General features: G+C 74.6%; 18 protein-coding genes and 1 tRNA gene. 8 read left to right on the forward strand and 11 right to left on the reverse strand.

From position 1 onward, the window contains the following. Positions 1-3 precede the first annotated feature (3 nt). Positions 4-360, reverse strand: coding sequence for a response regulator transcription factor (locus AMPC_RS05070; protein WP_248344847.1), 357 nt, complete (start codon positions 358-360; stop codon positions 4-6). A 164-nt stretch (positions 361-524) separates the two neighbouring features. Between AMPC_RS05070 and AMPC_RS05075 the strand changes: the two genes are divergently transcribed. Beyond that, on the forward strand, positions 525-941 hold the full coding sequence (locus AMPC_RS05075) for a VOC family protein (protein ID WP_248344849.1): 417 nt from the start codon (positions 525-527) through the stop codon (positions 939-941). A gap of 539 nt (positions 942-1,480) precedes the next feature. Here AMPC_RS05075 and AMPC_RS05080 read toward each other — a convergent pair. Continuing rightward, positions 1,481-1,756: a transposase gene (locus AMPC_RS05080; RefSeq protein WP_248344851.1), complete on the reverse strand. Its 276-nt coding sequence runs from the start codon at positions 1,754-1,756 to the stop codon at positions 1,481-1,483. A 26-nt stretch (positions 1,757-1,782) separates the two neighbouring features. Between AMPC_RS05080 and AMPC_RS20560 the strand changes: the two genes are divergently transcribed. Continuing rightward, positions 1,783-1,992: a site-specific integrase gene (locus AMPC_RS20560; protein WP_404800665.1), complete on the forward strand. Its 210-nt coding sequence runs from the start codon at positions 1,783-1,785 to the stop codon at positions 1,990-1,992. 22 nt (positions 1,993-2,014) lie between these two features. On the opposite strand, the gene AMPC_RS05090 is transcribed toward AMPC_RS20560, so the two are convergent. The 4 genes from AMPC_RS05090 to senB form a co-directional block, all read right to left on the reverse strand. Then, positions 2,015-2,088 (reverse strand) — tRNA-Arg (locus tag AMPC_RS05090). 98 nt (positions 2,089-2,186) lie between these two features. Beyond that, positions 2,187-2,756: a hypothetical protein gene (locus AMPC_RS05095; protein WP_248344856.1), complete on the reverse strand. Its 570-nt coding sequence runs from the start codon at positions 2,754-2,756 to the stop codon at positions 2,187-2,189. A gap of 86 nt (positions 2,757-2,842) precedes the next feature. After that, positions 2,843-3,826 (reverse strand): aldo/keto reductase, encoded by a 984-nt coding sequence (locus AMPC_RS05100; RefSeq protein ID WP_248344858.1) that lies wholly within the window; start codon positions 3,824-3,826, stop codon positions 2,843-2,845. 2 nt (positions 3,827-3,828) lie between these two features. Beyond that, positions 3,829-4,815, reverse strand: a complete 987-nt coding sequence (gene senB / locus AMPC_RS05105) for a selenoneine biosynthesis selenosugar synthase SenB (RefSeq protein WP_248344860.1) — start codon at positions 4,813-4,815, stop codon at positions 3,829-3,831. A 153-nt stretch (positions 4,816-4,968) separates the two neighbouring features. Here senB and AMPC_RS05110 point away from each other — a divergent pair, with 153 nt between their 5' ends. Continuing rightward, positions 4,969-5,319: a hypothetical protein gene (locus AMPC_RS05110; protein WP_248344862.1), complete on the forward strand. Its 351-nt coding sequence runs from the start codon at positions 4,969-4,971 to the stop codon at positions 5,317-5,319. Between the two features lie 8 nt (positions 5,320-5,327). Here the strand turns inward: AMPC_RS05110 and AMPC_RS05115 are convergent, their stop codons facing one another. From AMPC_RS05115 to moeB, 4 genes are all read right to left on the reverse strand, one after another. Further along, positions 5,328-5,576 carry a hypothetical protein gene (locus AMPC_RS05115; RefSeq protein ID WP_248344864.1) on the reverse strand — a complete coding sequence of 83 codons (249 nt, stop codon included), beginning with the start codon at positions 5,574-5,576 and terminating at the stop codon, positions 5,328-5,330. Next, positions 5,576-6,979 carry a YeiH family protein gene (locus AMPC_RS05120; protein ID WP_248344865.1) on the reverse strand — a complete coding sequence of 468 codons (1,404 nt, stop codon included), beginning with the start codon at positions 6,977-6,979 and terminating at the stop codon, positions 5,576-5,578. The genes AMPC_RS05115 and AMPC_RS05120 overlap by 1 nt, the downstream gene beginning before the upstream one ends. Before the next feature lie 82 nt (positions 6,980-7,061). Then, positions 7,062-7,514: a Mov34/MPN/PAD-1 family protein gene (locus AMPC_RS05125; protein WP_248344867.1), complete on the reverse strand. Its 453-nt coding sequence runs from the start codon at positions 7,512-7,514 to the stop codon at positions 7,062-7,064. A gap of 3 nt (positions 7,515-7,517) precedes the next feature. After that, positions 7,518-8,675 (reverse strand): molybdopterin-synthase adenylyltransferase MoeB, encoded by a 1,158-nt coding sequence (gene moeB / locus AMPC_RS05130; RefSeq protein WP_248344869.1) that lies wholly within the window; start codon positions 8,673-8,675, stop codon positions 7,518-7,520. A 220-nt stretch (positions 8,676-8,895) separates the two neighbouring features. Between moeB and AMPC_RS05135 the strand changes: the two genes are divergently transcribed. The 4 genes from AMPC_RS05135 to AMPC_RS05150 all read left to right on the forward strand — a co-directional run bounded on the left by AMPC_RS05135 (position 8,896) and on the right by AMPC_RS05150 (position 12,880). Next, entirely contained in the window at positions 8,896-9,180 is a 285-nt protein-coding gene (locus AMPC_RS05135) for a hypothetical protein (protein WP_248344870.1), read from the forward strand. A gap of 113 nt (positions 9,181-9,293) precedes the next feature. Further along, positions 9,294-11,084 (forward strand): AMP-dependent synthetase/ligase, encoded by a 1,791-nt coding sequence (locus tag AMPC_RS05140; RefSeq protein ID WP_248344871.1) that lies wholly within the window; start codon positions 9,294-9,296, stop codon positions 11,082-11,084. An 81-nt stretch (positions 11,085-11,165) separates the two neighbouring features. Next, positions 11,166-11,711, forward strand: coding sequence for a ferritin-like domain-containing protein (locus AMPC_RS05145; RefSeq protein WP_248344872.1), 546 nt, complete (start codon positions 11,166-11,168; stop codon positions 11,709-11,711). A gap of 17 nt (positions 11,712-11,728) precedes the next feature. Next, a complete protein-coding gene (locus tag AMPC_RS05150) occupies positions 11,729-12,880 on the forward strand; it encodes an EAL domain-containing response regulator (protein WP_248344874.1) in 1,152 nt (383 codons plus the stop codon). A gap of 15 nt (positions 12,881-12,895) precedes the next feature. Here AMPC_RS05150 and AMPC_RS05155 read toward each other — a convergent pair whose 3' ends face one another. After that, positions 12,896-13,324: a CBS domain-containing protein gene (locus tag AMPC_RS05155; protein WP_248344875.1), complete on the reverse strand. Its 429-nt coding sequence runs from the start codon at positions 13,322-13,324 to the stop codon at positions 12,896-12,898. A 146-nt stretch (positions 13,325-13,470) separates the two neighbouring features. On the opposite strand from AMPC_RS05155, the gene AMPC_RS05160 reads away from it, so the two are divergent. Continuing rightward, entirely contained in the window at positions 13,471-14,793 is a 1,323-nt protein-coding gene (locus tag AMPC_RS05160; protein WP_248344877.1) for a TolC family protein, read from the forward strand. Position 14,794: the final 1 nt, after the last annotated feature.

The following is a 14,794-nucleotide window of genomic DNA, read 5'->3' on the forward strand; positions in this document are numbered from 1 at the left end:
GGCTCAGGCGGGCGGGAGCACCCCGTGCACGCTCTCGAAGAGCGCGGTCAGGTCGAAGGGCTTCGCGAGCAGGGTGACGGCGCCGAGGCAGTCCGCCTGCCGCGGCGGCGCCGCCGAGACCACGATGACGGGGATGCCGGCGAGCGACGGATCGCTCTCCTGCGCCTCGCGGAACTCCCAGCCGTTCATCCGGGGCATCATCAGGTCGAGCAGGATGAGGTCGGGATGCATCGCGAGGGCCGCCGTCAGCCCCTCGCAGCCGTCCCGCGCCGTGGAGACCTGGTACCCCTCGAACTGGAGCACCTCGGCCAGGCTCTCGCGGATCGCCTCGTCGTCGTCGATGACCAGCACCCGGGCCACGAGCGCTGTCTAGCGGGGGAGGATCGGGGCGCCACCGAAAAACCGCGGACCCCTCGGAGGGCTCCTGACCGCTCCATCCGCACCTGGATCGCGGAGCGGGGTCGGGCCGACCGTCGCCGGCCGCCGCTCCGACCCCGTCATGACGGAGTGCTAGAGTCCGCGAGATGCCGCAGCTCCTCGTCAACGTGGACGTGGACGATCTCGACAATGCCGTGCGCTTCTACACGAGCGCGCTGGGGCTCTCCGTCGGAAGGCGGTTCGGCGGCGCGGGGGTCGAGCTCGTCGGGGCGGAAGCGCCGATCTACCTGCTCGTCGCCGCGCCCGGCACGATGCCCTTCCCTGGCGCCGCTGCCACGCGCGACTACGGCCGGCACTGGACGCCGGTGCACCTCGATTTCGCGGTGGGCGACATCGAGGCTGCCGTGGCGCGGGCCGTGGCGGCCGGCGCGCGCGTGGAGCTCCCCATCGAGCAGCGCACGTTCGGCAAGATGGCGGTGCTGGCGGATCCCTTCGGCCACGGGTTCTGCCTGTTGCAGTTCGAGGGGCGCGGCTACGACGAGATCGCGACGGGCGTTGGCTAGCAGGACCTGCGCAGGCTGCTGGTCCGCGGCACCCCGCCCCCTCGCCGTTGGGCCGTAGCCAAGTTGAGGGGCCGTGCTTTCCGCCTGGGAGTCACCCGCCCCTGGGCCCGTCGCGCCGTTCCTTCCGCGGCTTCGGGGGGCTCGGCTCTAGACCGGTCAAGTCCCGATCGCTGTGCGACACGGCCGCACAGTGAAGCCCCTCGGCTCTCGACGATCTATGCCTCGACCCCAGTCACGTTCGCCCGTCTCGTAATCCGCATTCAATTCGGATTACTACGCAGTATCCGGACTCCCTCAAAGGCGAAGGTTGCACCGCCAACCAAGTAGCCCAGCAAGTCCACTCCGCCTATCCAGGACTCTGGCCAATTGACGGCCATGGGCAGAATGAGCAGCAACCCCCGAACTTCGCAACATGCTCCCAATACAATATAGCCGATAGCATGGAAGGTTCGACCGCGCACGATTCACCTCTTGGTCTGGTCGCCCACGAACAAAGCACTTGCGCTTACTTGCCTTCTTGAGTGGTGCACTCGCGTCACTCACGCCGCCATGGCATCCCCGCTGTGGTGCGAGGTCAGCAAGTCCATATCGAGGTATCGACGGTCAGTCCAGATCGCGGTGACCTGGAGGGCGACGGCGGTGACGAGCCGGAGCGCGCTGGCCCAGTCGGGGGAAGGCCCCCACCGCCCGCGTCCCGCGCCTGATCTCGCCGTGGAGCCGCTCGAGCCGTTCGTCGAGCGGATGCGGTGCCAGTGCTCCTGCGGGAAGGCGTAGAACTGCGTCGCGGCGACGAAGCCGTCGTCCAGGCACTTCATCGCTTCGGGCAACTGTTTGCCACAAGCTGCGGCACACGTTCTGCTCGCGACTCGCGATGGCGGACGTCCCGATGCTGACCATCCAGGCCCTCGCCGGGCACGAGTCCATCGAGACGAGACGACCCAGCGCTACATGCACCTCTCGCAAGCGGCGCCGCTGGACGCCATCCGGCGCCTCGACGCGCGCTCGCGGGGAGACCTGGGGGAGACGGAGGGGGAGGCGACCGGAAACGTGAGGGAAGTCAGCAGGTAAACTAGTGGCCCCGGCGGGACTCGAACCCACGGCCTACGGTTTAGGAAACCGCCGCTCTGTCCAGCTGAGCTACGGGGCCGGCCACCTGCGCTGACGCGCGCGGCAGGGCCGTATACCACAGCGCCTCGCCGCCGGCAGCCCGAGAAGCGGCGGCCCCTCCCGGCGCGCCCGGGGGCCTCACCAGGAGATGGTGTAGACGAACCGCTCCCGGTCCGGCCGCCAGTCGGCCTCGGTGCGGGCCTCGACGCCGCACTGGCGCGGCAGCGCCGCCATGGCGCCGAGGAGCGGCAGCAGCGTGGTCTCGCAGCGGAGCAGCGCCGGGACGGGCTGGTGCACCAGCCGCACGAAGTCGTCTCCCCGCGCCTCCACCACGAGCCCGCCGCAGTCCTGGTAGAGCAGCGGCCAGGACTGGACGGCGTACGAGAGGAGCACGCCGGGCTCGCGCCGCTCGAACCAGAGCGCCGCCTCGTAGAAGGCCCGGAACAGGGGCGCGCGCAGGAGCCGGCGCAGCACCCCCGCCCCCCAGCGCTCGAGTCCGTCGCGGCCGAGCGCGGCCTCGGCCGCCACGCAGATCGCGACGAGGTCCTCCGCGGGGAGCCAGGCGAGCCGGTGGGAGCGCTGCACGCGCCAGCGCACCGGATCGGGCACGAACGGGGCGCCGGGGCCCGACGCCGCCGCCGACTCGAGCAGCTCCGCGAGCAGGAGCTGGAGGTGGGCGGCGCGGACCTGCGGAGTGGGCTGGCTCATGGGGGGCGCGAAGGGCGGCGCAGCCTACTACGAGCCGCGGTCGCGACTCCAGGGAGGGGCCCCCTCGCCCCGCGTCCCGAGCGGCCTCAGGTCCAGGGCTGCCGGGAGCGCTCCGCCCAGTAGGCCTCCGGGCCTTCCCGGAGAGCCCCCAGGCGCTCGGTCGCCGCCTCATCGAGCGAGAGCCGGAGCGCCGCCAGGTTGGAGCGGAGCTGCCCCACCGTCGCCGCGCCGAGGAGCACCACGTCGGCCCAGGGTTGCGCCAGGACGGCCGCGAGCGCCACGGCGTCGGCGCCGGCGCCCGTCCGCGCCGCCACCTCGGCCAGCGGGCCACCCTGCCCGGCCGCCCCGCGCGGCGTGAGCCGGCCGTTCGCGAGCGGCTCCTTCACGATCACCGTCCGGCCGGCCGCGTGCGCCCGGGCGAGCGCGTCGCCGCAGGAGCGGTCGAGCAGGTTCCAGGTGGCCTGCACCGCCGCGAAGAGCGGGGCGCCGCCCCGGACCACCTCGAGCGCGCGCAGCACCACCTCGGCCTGGCGCGCCCCGCTCACGGTGAGCCCCACCCGCACCCCCCGGTCGCGCAAGCGGGCGAGATCGTCGAGCAGCGCGCCGTCGCCGAGCGCCGGGCTCTCCGGCGTGACCGAGTGCACCTGGTAGAGCGACAGCCAGGGGCCGAGGAGCGCCTCGCTCTCCTCGAGCTGCTCGGCGAAGGCCGCCCGCGAGTGGTCCTTCACCTCGTGCCGCTCGGCCTCGAGCCGCCACGCGCCCACGTACCGGTAGCCCCACTTCGAGCCGACGGCGAGGTCGCCCGGCCCGAGCCCCCTCCCCTCCAGCCACGCGCGGAGGAACGCCTCGCCGCGCCCGTAGGAGCGGGCGGTGTCGAAGTAGCGGACCCCCGCCTCGAAGGCCTCGTCGAGGACCTGGTGCGCGTGCCGCTCCATCGCCTCCGGCGAGCGCCCCTCCGGGAAGTCCTCGCCGTGGCCGAGGGTCTGGTACGCGGGGCGGCCGATGGCCGCCATCCCCATGCCGAGCCGCGTGATCGAAGGGCCACCGGCCCCGAGCCGCCTCGCCTCCATCCTCACTCCTCCTCGCCCGCCGAGGGGCGCGCGCGTTCGGGCCCGCCGAGCTCCTCGAGCAGCGCTCGCCAGCGGGCGCGCTCGTCCGCCGGCGCGACCAGCGGGGCCAGCGCCTCGACCCGCGCCCTCAGCTCCTCGAGGAAGGCCGGCTCGCGCTCGGCGCGGTCGAGGAGCGCGGCCAGCGCCGCGGCATCGCCCACCGGGAAGTAGCCCGGGTAGTCCTCGCCGAGCAGTCCCAGCGAGCCTTCGATCCGGGTGGAGAGCACCGGCACGCGGTTCGCGATCGCCTCGGTCACCACGTTGGCGCCGCCCTCCAGGCGCGAGGTCACGAGGAGGAGCCGGCTCCCGGCGAGCGTCCGGAGCGCCTCCCGCCGCGGGCGGTCTCCGAGCCACCGGTAGCGCGGCTCGGCCGCGGCGGCCTCGGCCGCGCGCGCGGCGTCGGCGGGGTCGAGCGCGGCGCCGAGGTGCACGAGCGAGACGCGCGACGACGCCGGCAGGCGGGACACCGCCCGCGCGGCGAGGAGCGGGTCCTTCACCTCCCGGAGGTGCGCCAGCAGGCAGACCCGGAACGCTCCCTCGGGCGGGGCGAGCGGCGCCACCGGGCGCGCCGACTGGTAGATGACCCGGACCTTGCCGCGCACCTCCTCCGGCAGCGCGCGCTCGGCGCGGGGCTGGAGCACCACCAGGCGAGACGCCAGCGCGAGCGAGCTCCGCGCCTCCGCGGAGGCGGGCAGGTCCTGGTAGAGGTCGGTCCCGGTGAGCGCGACCACCAGCGGCGCGCCGGACCGGGCCGCGCGGAAGGCGGCCGCGGCACCGTGGCTGCGCCGGGCGTGGAGGGCCACGAGCAGGTCGCAGGGCTCGCCCGCGTAAGCCGTGCCGAGCCGGACGCGGTGGCCGAGCGCGCGCAGGTGGCCGGCCCAGCGCAGGGCCGTGACCCGGTTCCCCTTGCGCGTGCCCTTCCCGGCGGGAGTGACGATGAGGATGTCCAAGGGGGAGAGGGTCTACCTTCGCCCCCGGGCGGGGGCAAGGGCGCGCTCGCGCGCAACGCCCCATGTGGCTCGGGTGCCGTGGGCTGGAGAGGCCCTTAAGCGTTATTGATGCGTATCAATCCACGCGACGGTTCGGGCAGAGGTCGTCTGGCGGTGCTCTCGACGTTGGCGGCGGGGACGCTCGCGGCCACCGCGTGGTCCACCCTGGCGGCGGCGCGCGCGCAGGCGGTGCAGGTGGCGCCGGCGGCGGTGCTGGCGCTCTCGCCCGGCGGCACGGGCGAGCCGGGCGCGTGCCCCTCGCTGCCGCCGGGTCACCCGCCCATCGGCAGCCTCCTGCCGCCCGGTCACCCGCCGATCGGCGGCGCCCCGGAGGACGAGCCGACCGCCCTTCCGCCGGGCCACCCGCCGATCGGCCCCCGCGGCTCGACGCCGCACGCGCTGCCGCCCGCCGGCGGCGATCGCGGCCGCGCGCTCTTCGAGGAGCCGGCGCTCCGCGACATCTGACGGCCCCGCTACATCACGCCCCACTGCCGGACGAACTCCAGGAAGACCTGGTACTCGCCGTCGGCGTAGCCGCGCGCCCGGAGGAGGTCCTTCGCGTCGGCCGCGCCGAGGTCGGCCGACTCGGCGACCAGGCGCCGGCGCTCCCGCCGGAGGCGGAAGCCGGCCGACCCGAGCGCCGCCGCGAGCCCCTCCACCCGCGCCGCGCGGCCGGGGCTCCCGTCGAGCGCCGCGGTGATCCGGACGAGGTGGTCCACCATCACTTCACCCCGAGCCAGTAGCTCGCGAAGACCGAGTTCGAGAGCCAGTAGCCGAGGGGCACGTTCACGGCGACGCCCACGGCGAACGCGGCGAGCGGCCGCCACCCGAACGACTTCAGCTCCCGGAACCGGGTGGTGAGGCCGATGCTGAGGAAGGTGAAGGTGAAGGCCCAGCCGCGGAGCGACTTGAGCGGCCCGATCGCCTCCTTGGCGTACTGCGCGCCCACCTTCGGCGCGAGCAGCGCGAGGGTCACCGTGACCGCGAGGGAGGCGGCCAGGAACCCGAGCACGAACTTGGGGAAGCGGCGCCAGACCTCGCCCACCGCCACCCGCTCGCGCTCGCCGCCCGGGGTGGCGCGGCGCTCCCAGCGGGTGATGGAGAGGAACGCCACCACCACCGCCCAGACGCCCACGAACATGTCGCGGCCCACCACCTTCATGAGCGTGAAGGTCTTGATGGCCCGCTCGTCGCCCACGGCCGAGGCGGCGGCGAACCCGGCGGCGTCGGCGAACTCCGAGGTGCCGATCCAGGCGCCGGTCGGCCCCGCGGCCATGCCGAGGTGGCGCGCCCAGGCCGGCAGGGCGAAGATCATCGCCACCGCCCACACGATCACCATCGAGATGGCCACCGAGACGTGCTCCTTCTCGGCGCGGCAGGCGCCGCCGATGGCGATGGCGCCCGACACCCCGCAGATCGAGCCGCCCGCCCCGAGGCAGGCGCCGAGGCGGGGATCGAGGCCGAAGAGGCGCGTGGCGGCGAGGTGGATGGTGACGAAGGTGACGAGGGAGACGATGGAGGCCTGCGCGATGGCGAGCGGCCCGGCCTGCAGGATCACCGTGAACGGCAGGGTCGCGCCCATGAGCACGATGCCGGTCTTCACGTAGAACTCGGTCCGCAGCGCGGCGTGGAGGAAGCGCGGCAGCGGCGCCAGGTTCCCGATGAGGAGCCCCACCAGCAGCGCCAGGAGCGGCGTCTCGAGCTGCAGGCCCTTGAGGGTGGCGTTCGAGCCGAGCACCGTCACCACGAGCGCGAGCAGGAAGAGCACCGCGAAGCCGGCGGCGAAGGCGCGGACCGGCCAGCCCATCACCCGCCCGGCGACGGCGAAGGTGGCGAGGAAGAGCGCGAAGAGCGAGACGAGCCCGCGCGGATCCGCGAGGAGCCCGGCGAGCACCTTGCCCGGCGCGCCCGACCAGCCGGGGACCGAGACCGCCGCGAGGCCGAAGAAGCGGGAGCCGGCGAAGAAGGTGAGCGTGGCCGCGAGGACCAGGCCGAGCGCGATGGCCATGGCCCAGGTGTCCTCGCGGGCGAGCAAGGGGAGGCCGTTGGGGGGCACCGCGCGGCGGCGCGCCTGGGGGGCTTCGCGCGGGGCGGTCGTGGCGGGGAGGGCGGCTTCGATCGACATGGGCGGACTCCGGAGCGGCGAGGTGCTGACGCCCGGAATCCTAGATACTGGACGACCGTCCGGTCAAGCGGACAACAGATTTTTATCCGCTATACCGGATGGAGCCCTCCGCGAAGCCCCCCTCCACCGGGACGAAGCGCCGGATCTCGACCACCCGGCCGGCGCGCAGGCCGAGGACGAGCTGCTCCGCGCCGGGGATGGCCTCGACGCCGTCCGGGGCCGCCCCCTCGCGATCCCGGGCCGAGAGGACCGCCGGCGCGTCCACGTGGGAGTGCCAGACCGCCACCACCTGCCCGCCGCCAGCGCGCAACCGCTTCGCGAGCCGGAGGTGCGCCAGCGGATCGATCGTGAAGGCGTCGGGCTCGGGTGAGACGTTCGGCAGCGGCACGGCGGCGAGCGGGCCACCCTCCCCCTCTCGAACCACGAAGCCGCACCGCTCCCGGTCCGGGGTCTCCTCGCAGAGCCGCGCCAGCTCGGCGAGGAGCGGCGCCGGGTACGCGCCCGCCGCCGGGGGGAGCTCGCGCCGGGGCGCCACGCGCTAGTACCGGGGCAGCGAGGGATCGACCTCGTCCGCCCAGCGCAGGATGCCGCCCGCGAGGCTCGCCACCCGCGCGAAGCCGGCGGCCTGGAGCTGGCGCACCGCCCGCGCGCTCCGCACGCCGCTGCGGCAGTACACGACCGTCTCCCGCTCCGGATCCAGCCCGGCGAGCTCCTCCGCCAGCCGCGACAGCGGCGCGAGCCTCGCCCCCTCGATCCGGCAGAGCTCCCACTCGCGCGCCTCCCGGACGTCGAGCAGCACGGGCGCGTCGCCCCGGCGGCGGCGCGCGTCGAGCTCGCGCGGCGCGATCTCCGGCACCGGCCCCGCCGGCTCGCCCCGGGTCCCGCAGAACTGCTCGTAGTCCACGAGCGCCCGGAGCTCGCGGGTGCCGCAGGCCGGGCAGCGCGGGTCGGGCCGCAGCTTCACGGCGCGGAACTGCATCCCGAGCGCGTCCACCAGCAGGAGCCGCCCGACCAGCCCCGGCAGGCCGAGCACGAGCTTCACCGCCTCGGTCGCCTGGATCACCCCGACCAGCCCCGGCAGCACCCCGAGCACCCCGCCCTCGGCGCAGGACGGCACGGCCCCGGGCGGCGGCGGCTCGGGGTAGAGGCAGCGGTAGCACGGCCCGCCCGCGGCGCAGAGGACGGTGGCCTGCCCCTCGAAGCGGTAGACCGAGCCGTAGACGTTCGGCTTGCCGAGGAGGACGCAGGCGTCGTTGACGAGATAGCGGGTGGCGAAGTTGTCGGTGCCGTCCACCACGAGGTCGTACCGGCCGAGGAGGTCGAGCGCGTTCTCGGAGGTGAGGCGGGCCTCGTGCAGCTCCAGGCGGACGTGCGGGTTCACGTCGGAGAGCCGGTCGCGCGCGGACTGGGCCTTGGGGCGGCCGATGTCGCGGGTGCCGTGGAGCACCTGGCGCTGGAGGTTGGTGACGTCCACCGCGTCGAACTCGACGAGGCCGAGCGTGCCCACGCCGGCGGCGGCGAGGTAGAGGCCGATGGGCGACCCGAGCCCGCCCGCGCCGACCATCAGCACCCGCGCCGCCTTGAGCCGGCGCTGCCCCTCGAGCCCCACCTCGGGGAGCGTGAGGTGGCGGCTGTAGCGGAGGCGCTCCTCCGGCGTGAGCGGCGGCAGCTGGGAGGGGTCGAGGCCGATCGGCATGAGGTTCGTCTTGTAAGCGGAGCGCCGCCTGCCGGGCCAGCCCATCTCGCCCCGGTGGGGTGCGCGGCGGGTGGGTCGGCGAGGCTCCTGGCGCGGCGTGGACCGATCTCTTACCCCGGCAACCACGCGAGATCACGCGCTCTCGTGCTGGCCTGTGCCATGCAACAACGACACGCGACAAGGGGAACGCATGCGGACACTGCGTTGGATGGTTCCGTGGTTGGCGCTCCTGGCCGCGACGGCCTGCGGCGAGACGTCGTCTCAGCTCCCGAGCGAGGCGCAGGTCCTCTCGGACGCGCGCGCCGAGTGGGGGGGGCGCGTCGGCATCACCGGCATGAGCCTCGAGTGGATCCGGGCGGACCCCGCGGACGACGCGGTCGCCTACGCCCGGCTCAAGCTCGAGGGGCCCGGGGTCCACGATCTCGCGCGCTTGCACGTCACCTACGCCCGGACCCTCGAAGGGTGGCGCGCCTCCCGCCTGCGCATCCGCGAGCTGCGCGACTGAGGTTTCGAGCGCCCGGGCGCCCCATCGCGCCGCCGCCGGGCAGGCGATCGCGCGGTACCGTGACAAACCCGTGACACGACGCGTGCGAGACTCCGCCGCGCCGCGCACACACCATGATCCCTCGCCTGCCCATCTCCCGCTTCGCCGCTCGCACCGTCCCCGCCCTGCTCGCCCACACATCCGCCCGGGTCCCTGGGCGGACGTTCATGCGCTTCCTCGATCCCGCCACCCCGGGCGCGCCGCCGCGGGAGCTGACCTTCGAGGGCTTCCGCGCGCAGGTCTGCCGCGCCGCCGCCTGGCTCGGGGCGCGGGGCGTCCGCGCGGGCGACCGGGTCCTGCTCCTCGCCGAGAACGCGCCCGAGTGGCAGGCGGTCGCCGTGGCCACGCAGCTCCTCCGCGCCGAGCCGGCCGCGCTCTTCGCCAGCCTGGGCGCGCCCCAGGCCGAGGAGATCGCCCGCCGGGTCCGGCCGCGGATCGTCTACGTCTCGGGCGAGGCGCAGTGGTCGAAGCTCGCCCCGGCGGCGGCCGACCTCGCGGCGGCCGGGCTCACCGCGGTGCTCGCGCAGGCGCCGCTCCCCCCGGCCTCCGTCCCCGCCGGCGTGGCGCTCGCGGCGGTGCCGGAGGCGCTCGCGCCGGGGGCCCCGGCCCTCTCCCTCGCCGAGTTCGAGGCGCGGGCCGCGGCCGTCGGCCAGGAGGACCCGTTCCTCCTCCTCTTCACGAGCGGCACCACCGGGCGGCAGAAGGGCGTGCGGCTCCCGCAGCGCACCATCTGCCACGCCATCGACGGCGGCGCGGCCGCGGTCGGCGTGGGCGAGGACGACCTCGGCCTGCACCTCCTCCCCTTCGGCCACGTCGCCGGGCACGACCAGTGGATGCTCGCCCTCGGCCAGGGGCACGGGCTCGTCATGATCGCCCGCCGCGAGGACCTGCCGCGCGCGCTGACCTTCGGCCCGACCTACCTCTTCTCGGTCCCGCTCGTGTACGAGCGCGTCCGCCAGCAGGTGCTCGAGAACCTCGCCCGGCAGCCGGCGCCGCTGCGTCGCCTGCTCACGGCCGCGATCGAGGCCGCGGCCCGGCGGGCGGTGGACGGCACGCGGACCCTCCGCGATCGCGCCCTCGCCGGCCTGGCCCGCCGCCTCGTCGGCCGCAAGCTCCGGGCCGCGCTCGGCGGCCGGGTGCGGGGCCTCTTCTCCGGCGGCGCGCCCGCCTCCGAGGCGCTGTTCCGGTTCTACGAGGGGCTCGGGCTCCCCTTCGTCGAGCTCTACGGGATGAGCGAGACGGCCGGCCTCATCTCCTCGAACCTGTTCCACGGCCGGCGCGCGCCCAAGGAGGCGGGGCTCGTCACGCCCGACCACGAGATCCGCTTCTCCGAGGACGGCGAGATGCTGGTCCGCGGGCCGCTCCTCTTCTCGGGTTACCTCGATCCGGCCGACGGCGAGGGCTGCTACACCGACGACGGGTTCTTCCGGACCGGCGACCGCGCGCGGCTCGGCGACGACGGGCTGCTCCGCGTGGAGGGGCGCAAGAAGCACCTCCTCGTGCTCTCCACCGGCAAGAAGATCGCGCCCGAGCCGGTGGAGACCGCCATCGCCTCCGCCCAGCCGTTCCAGGGGGCCGTGCTGCTCGGCGAGGGTCGCCCCTTCGTCGCGGCGGCGGTCTTCGTGGCGAAGGAGGAGCTCGCCCGGCTGGCGGAGCTCGGCAAGAACGCCGCGGAGGAGCTGCTCCCGCGCGCCCGCGAGGCGCTCGAGGCCTTCTCCGAGTACGAGAAGCCGAAGCGGCTGCTCGTCATCCCGGGCGCGCCGGCCGATCACCCGTCCCTCGTGACCCCTACCCTGAAGGTCCGGCGCGAGGCGCTCCTATCCCTCCTGGGATCCGAGGTGGCAGCCCTCTACGGGCCGACGTAGCGGGGGTCGCGGCGCCCGCCCGACGCGGTTAGCACACCTCCTTCCACGAGGCGCCCGCGGGCGCCCAGAGGAGGAGCTCCCATGGAGACCGGCCTGGAGTCGGTGGAGCGGGTCGATTTCGGCGCCCTGTCCCTGCAGGATGCGCTCGATCTCGCCATTCTGATGGAGGAGGAGGCGCGCGGCCGGTACGAGCTGTTCGCCCGCACGGTGGGCGGGCGGTACGCCGGCGACGCCTCCGAGATGTGCCGCATGATGGCCGGCAACGAGGCCAAGCACGGCGCCCAGCTGGCCGAGCGGCGGCAGGCGCTGTTCGGCGCCGCGCCGGCCCGGCTCTCGCCCGATCAGCTCGACGACGTGGAGGCGCCCGACCTGGGCCGGCCGCGGGTCTTCATGTCGGCCCGCCAGCTCATGCGGGTGGCGCTCGACTCCGAGCGCAAGGCGGAGGCGTTCTTCCGGTCGGCGCTCCCGCACGTCCGGGACCCCGGCGTGCGGGAGCTCTTCCTCGAGCTCGCGGCCGAGGAGAAGCGGCACCAGGTGCTCGTGGAGAGCTGGATCGAGCGGCTGCCGCGTGGCCCCGACCTCGAGGACGAGGACGCCGACGAGCCGGGCACCGACCCGGGCAACTGACGCGCCAGAGGTGACGAGTGGGAAGAGTGCTGCTGGTGGACGACGACCCGCTGGTGCTGCGAGGCTACCGGCGCATCCTCGAGCAGGCGGGCCACACCGTCGAGACGAGCCTCGACGGCGCGCAGGCGCTCGCCCTCGCCGCGCGCCGGCCGTTCGACGTCGCCCTCACCGACATCGCCATGCCCCACATGGACGGGGTCGAGCTCCTGCGGCGGCTGCGGGCCCTGCAGCCCGACCTGCCGGTGCTGCTCGTCACCGCCACGCCGAAGCTCGAGAGCGCCATCCAGGCGGTGGACTACGGCGCGCAGCGCTACCTCCAGAAGCCGGTGGACCGGCGGCTGCTCCTCGAGAGCGTGGACAAGGCCATCGGGCTGCACCGGGTGGCGCGGCTCAAGCGCGAGGCGCTCGGCGCGCTGTCGGACGACCCGGCCTGGAAGCTCGACCGCGACGCGCTCGAGCGGGCCTTCGAGGCGGCCCTCGCGACCGCCTGGATCGCCTTCCAGCCCATCGTCCGCTGGAGCGACCGGCGCATCTTCGCCTACGAGGCGCTGGTGCGGAGCCTGCGGGGCCCGCTCGAGCTCCCGCCCGAGATCATCGCGGCGGCGGAGCGGCTCGGGCGGCTGCACGACCTCGGGCGGCTGGTGCGGGGCCTCGTGGCGCGCGCCGCGCCGCACTGCCCGCCGGACGCGCTGCTGTTCGTGAACCTCCACGCCTTCGACCTCGACGACCCGGCGCTGTACGACCCGGCCGCGCCGCTCTCGCGCGTGGCGGACCGGGTGGTCCTCGAGGTCACCGAGCGCCACTCGCTCGAGGGCATCGCCGACGTGCAGCGGCACATGGCCGACCTGCGCCGGCTCGGCTTCCGCATCGCCGTGGACGACCTCGGCGCCGGCTACGCCGGCCTCGCCAGCTTCGGCATGCTCGAGCCGGAGGTCATCAAGATCGACATGTCGCTCACGCGGGGGGCCGACTCGGCCGAGAAGCAGCGCCTGCTCATCCGCGCCATCGCCAACCTGGGCCGGAACCTCGACGCGCTGGTGGTGGCCGAGGGGGTGGAGACGCAGGCCGAGCGGGACGCCCTGGTGGCCCAGGGCTGCGATCTCCTCCAGGGCTACTTCTTCGCCCGGCCCGCGGACGGCTTCTCGGACGCGCGGGCGGACAGCCTCTGATCCCCGGCCGCCCGGCTACCCGCCCCGCCCGCCGCGGATGTAGGTGTTGAGCTGCTCGATGAGCCAGCGGTTGTCCTCGAGCATGAGGTTCACCACGTCGAGCATCGAGATGACGCCGACGACCTCGCTGCCCTGCTTCACCAGCAGGTGGCGCGTGAAGTGCGTGCGCATGAGGTGGGCGCAGTCGCGCTCGGTCGCCGTGGGCGGCACGGTCGGGATCTCGGGGCGCATGATGTCCGCGAGCTTCCGCTCGGCGGTGACGTCCTTCGCCATGATCGCGTAGACGAGGTCGCGCTCGGTGACGATGCCGACGAGCTTGCCGTTGCGCTTCACGCCGACGGAGCCGATGTGCTTCTGCTCCATCAGCCGGGCGGCCTCATTGCAGCTGGTGTGCTCGTCGAGCGCGACCACGTCGCGGACCACGAGCTTTTCGATGGTGGGCATGTGCGTGGGGTTCCTCCGGGGCGCATCATACTTAACGTTCGCTCCCTTGGAGTGTCGATCCGGGAGTCGTTGACACCCCGGCCCGGCCGGGCTTAGTTCGCCACGCCCCAGAACGCCTGCCTGACCGCTCCGGGAGAGCCCCCCAGATGAACCCCATCCTCGTCGCCCTGCTCCTCGCGGCGCCGGCGACCGGACCCGCCGCGCCGCTGCCCGCCCCGCACGTCCTGACCCTCGAGGACGCGCTCAAGAGCGCCCGCGAGCACCAGCCGCAGCTCCAGCAGGCCCGGGCCCAGTCCGCCGCCGCCGCCGCGCGCGCCGACGAGGCCCGCGCCCCGCTCCTCCCGCAGGTGAGCGGCAGCGGCTCGTACCAGCGCACCACCGAGAACTTCGCGGCCACCCCCGGCTCGACGCCGGCGGTCACCGCGCGCCCGAGCTCGAGCTGGAACACCGTCAACTACTGGCGGCTCTCCGCCACGGCCTCGCAGCTGATCTGGGACTTCGACCAGACCTCCGGCAGGTGGCGCGCCTCGCAGGCGACCGCCGCGGCGCAGCGCGAGACGGAGCGCGCCACCTATCTCTCCACCCTGCTCACGGCCCGGAGCGCCTTCTTCGCGGCCCGCGCGGCCAAGGACCAGCTCGGCGTGGCGCGCGAGACGGTCGCGAACCAGGACGTGCACCTCAAGCAGATCGAGGGCTTCGTCGCCGCCGGCACCCGCCCCGCCATCGACCTCGCGCAGGCGCGCACCGACCGGGCCAACGCGGAGGTGCAGCTCATCGGCGCGGAGAACGGGTACGCCACCGCCCGGGTCCAGCTCAACCAGGCCATGGGGCTCGAGGGCCCGGCGGACTTCGACGTGGCGGACGAGCCGGCCCCGGTGGTGGAGGGCGAGGACCAGCCGCTCGACCCGCTGCTCGACGAGGCGCTGCGCAACCGGCCGGAGATGGCGGCGCTCGACCAGCAGCTCAAGGCGCAGCAGCTCACGCTCGGCGCGGTGAAGGGCGGCTACTTCCCGTCCCTCGGCGTCGCGACCGGCGTCACCGACGCCGGCTCGTCGCTCGACGCCCTGGTCTGGAACTGGAGCGCCACCGCCACGCTCACCTGGAACTTCTTCCAGGGCGGGCTGACGCGGGCGCAGGAGCGGGAGGCGAGCGCGACGCTGGTCGCCCTCGAGGCGCAGTCCGCGACGGAGCGCCAGCAGGTGCGGGTGGAGGTGGACCAGGCGCGGCTCGCGGTGCGGGCGGCGCGCGCCTCCGTGGGCGCCGCGAGCGAGGCGGTCGCCAACGCCCGCGAGCGGCTCCGCCTCGCCGAGGGGCGGTACCGGACCGGCGTGGGGAACGCCATCGAGCTCTCCGACGCCCAGCTGGCGCTCACGCAGGCCGGGTTCCAGCGCGTGCAGGCCGACTACAACCTCGCCACCTCGCGCAGCCAGCTCCTCCGGGCGCTCGGCCGCGAGAAGGCCCTGGAGTGAG

Source organism: Anaeromyxobacter paludicola (assembly GCF_023169965.1).
GTDB lineage: Bacteria > Myxococcota > Myxococcia > Myxococcales > Anaeromyxobacteraceae > Anaeromyxobacter_B > Anaeromyxobacter_B paludicola.

What these genes read in the sequence shown, in the direction of transcription:
- AMPC_RS05075 (WP_248344849.1), top strand. Translation starts at nt 525, where the DNA reads ATGCCGCAGCTCCTCGTCAACGTGGACGTGGACGATCTCGACAATGCC.
- AMPC_RS05080 (WP_248344851.1), bottom strand. Translation starts at nt 1,756, where the DNA reads ATGAAGTGCCTGGACGACGGCTTCGTCGCCGCGACGCAGTTCTACGCC.
- AMPC_RS05095 (WP_248344856.1), bottom strand. Translation starts at nt 2,756, where the DNA reads ATGAGCCAGCCCACTCCGCAGGTCCGCGCCGCCCACCTCCAGCTCCTG.
- AMPC_RS05100 (WP_248344858.1), bottom strand. Translation starts at nt 3,826, where the DNA reads ATGGAGGCGAGGCGGCTCGGGGCCGGTGGCCCTTCGATCACGCGGCTC.
- AMPC_RS05115 (WP_248344864.1), bottom strand. Translation starts at nt 5,576, where the DNA reads ATGGTGGACCACCTCGTCCGGATCACCGCGGCGCTCGACGGGAGCCCC.
- AMPC_RS05120 (WP_248344865.1), bottom strand. Translation starts at nt 6,979, where the DNA reads ATGTCGATCGAAGCCGCCCTCCCCGCCACGACCGCCCCGCGCGAAGCC.
- moeB (WP_248344869.1), bottom strand. Translation starts at nt 8,675, where the DNA reads ATGCCGATCGGCCTCGACCCCTCCCAGCTGCCGCCGCTCACGCCGGAG.
- AMPC_RS05140 (WP_248344871.1), top strand. Translation starts at nt 9,294, where the DNA reads ATGATCCCTCGCCTGCCCATCTCCCGCTTCGCCGCTCGCACCGTCCCC.
- AMPC_RS05145 (WP_248344872.1), top strand. Translation starts at nt 11,166, where the DNA reads ATGGAGACCGGCCTGGAGTCGGTGGAGCGGGTCGATTTCGGCGCCCTG.
- AMPC_RS05155 (WP_248344875.1), bottom strand. Translation starts at nt 13,324, where the DNA reads ATGCCCACCATCGAAAAGCTCGTGGTCCGCGACGTGGTCGCGCTCGAC.
- AMPC_RS05160 (WP_248344877.1), top strand. Translation starts at nt 13,471, where the DNA reads ATGAACCCCATCCTCGTCGCCCTGCTCCTCGCGGCGCCGGCGACCGGA.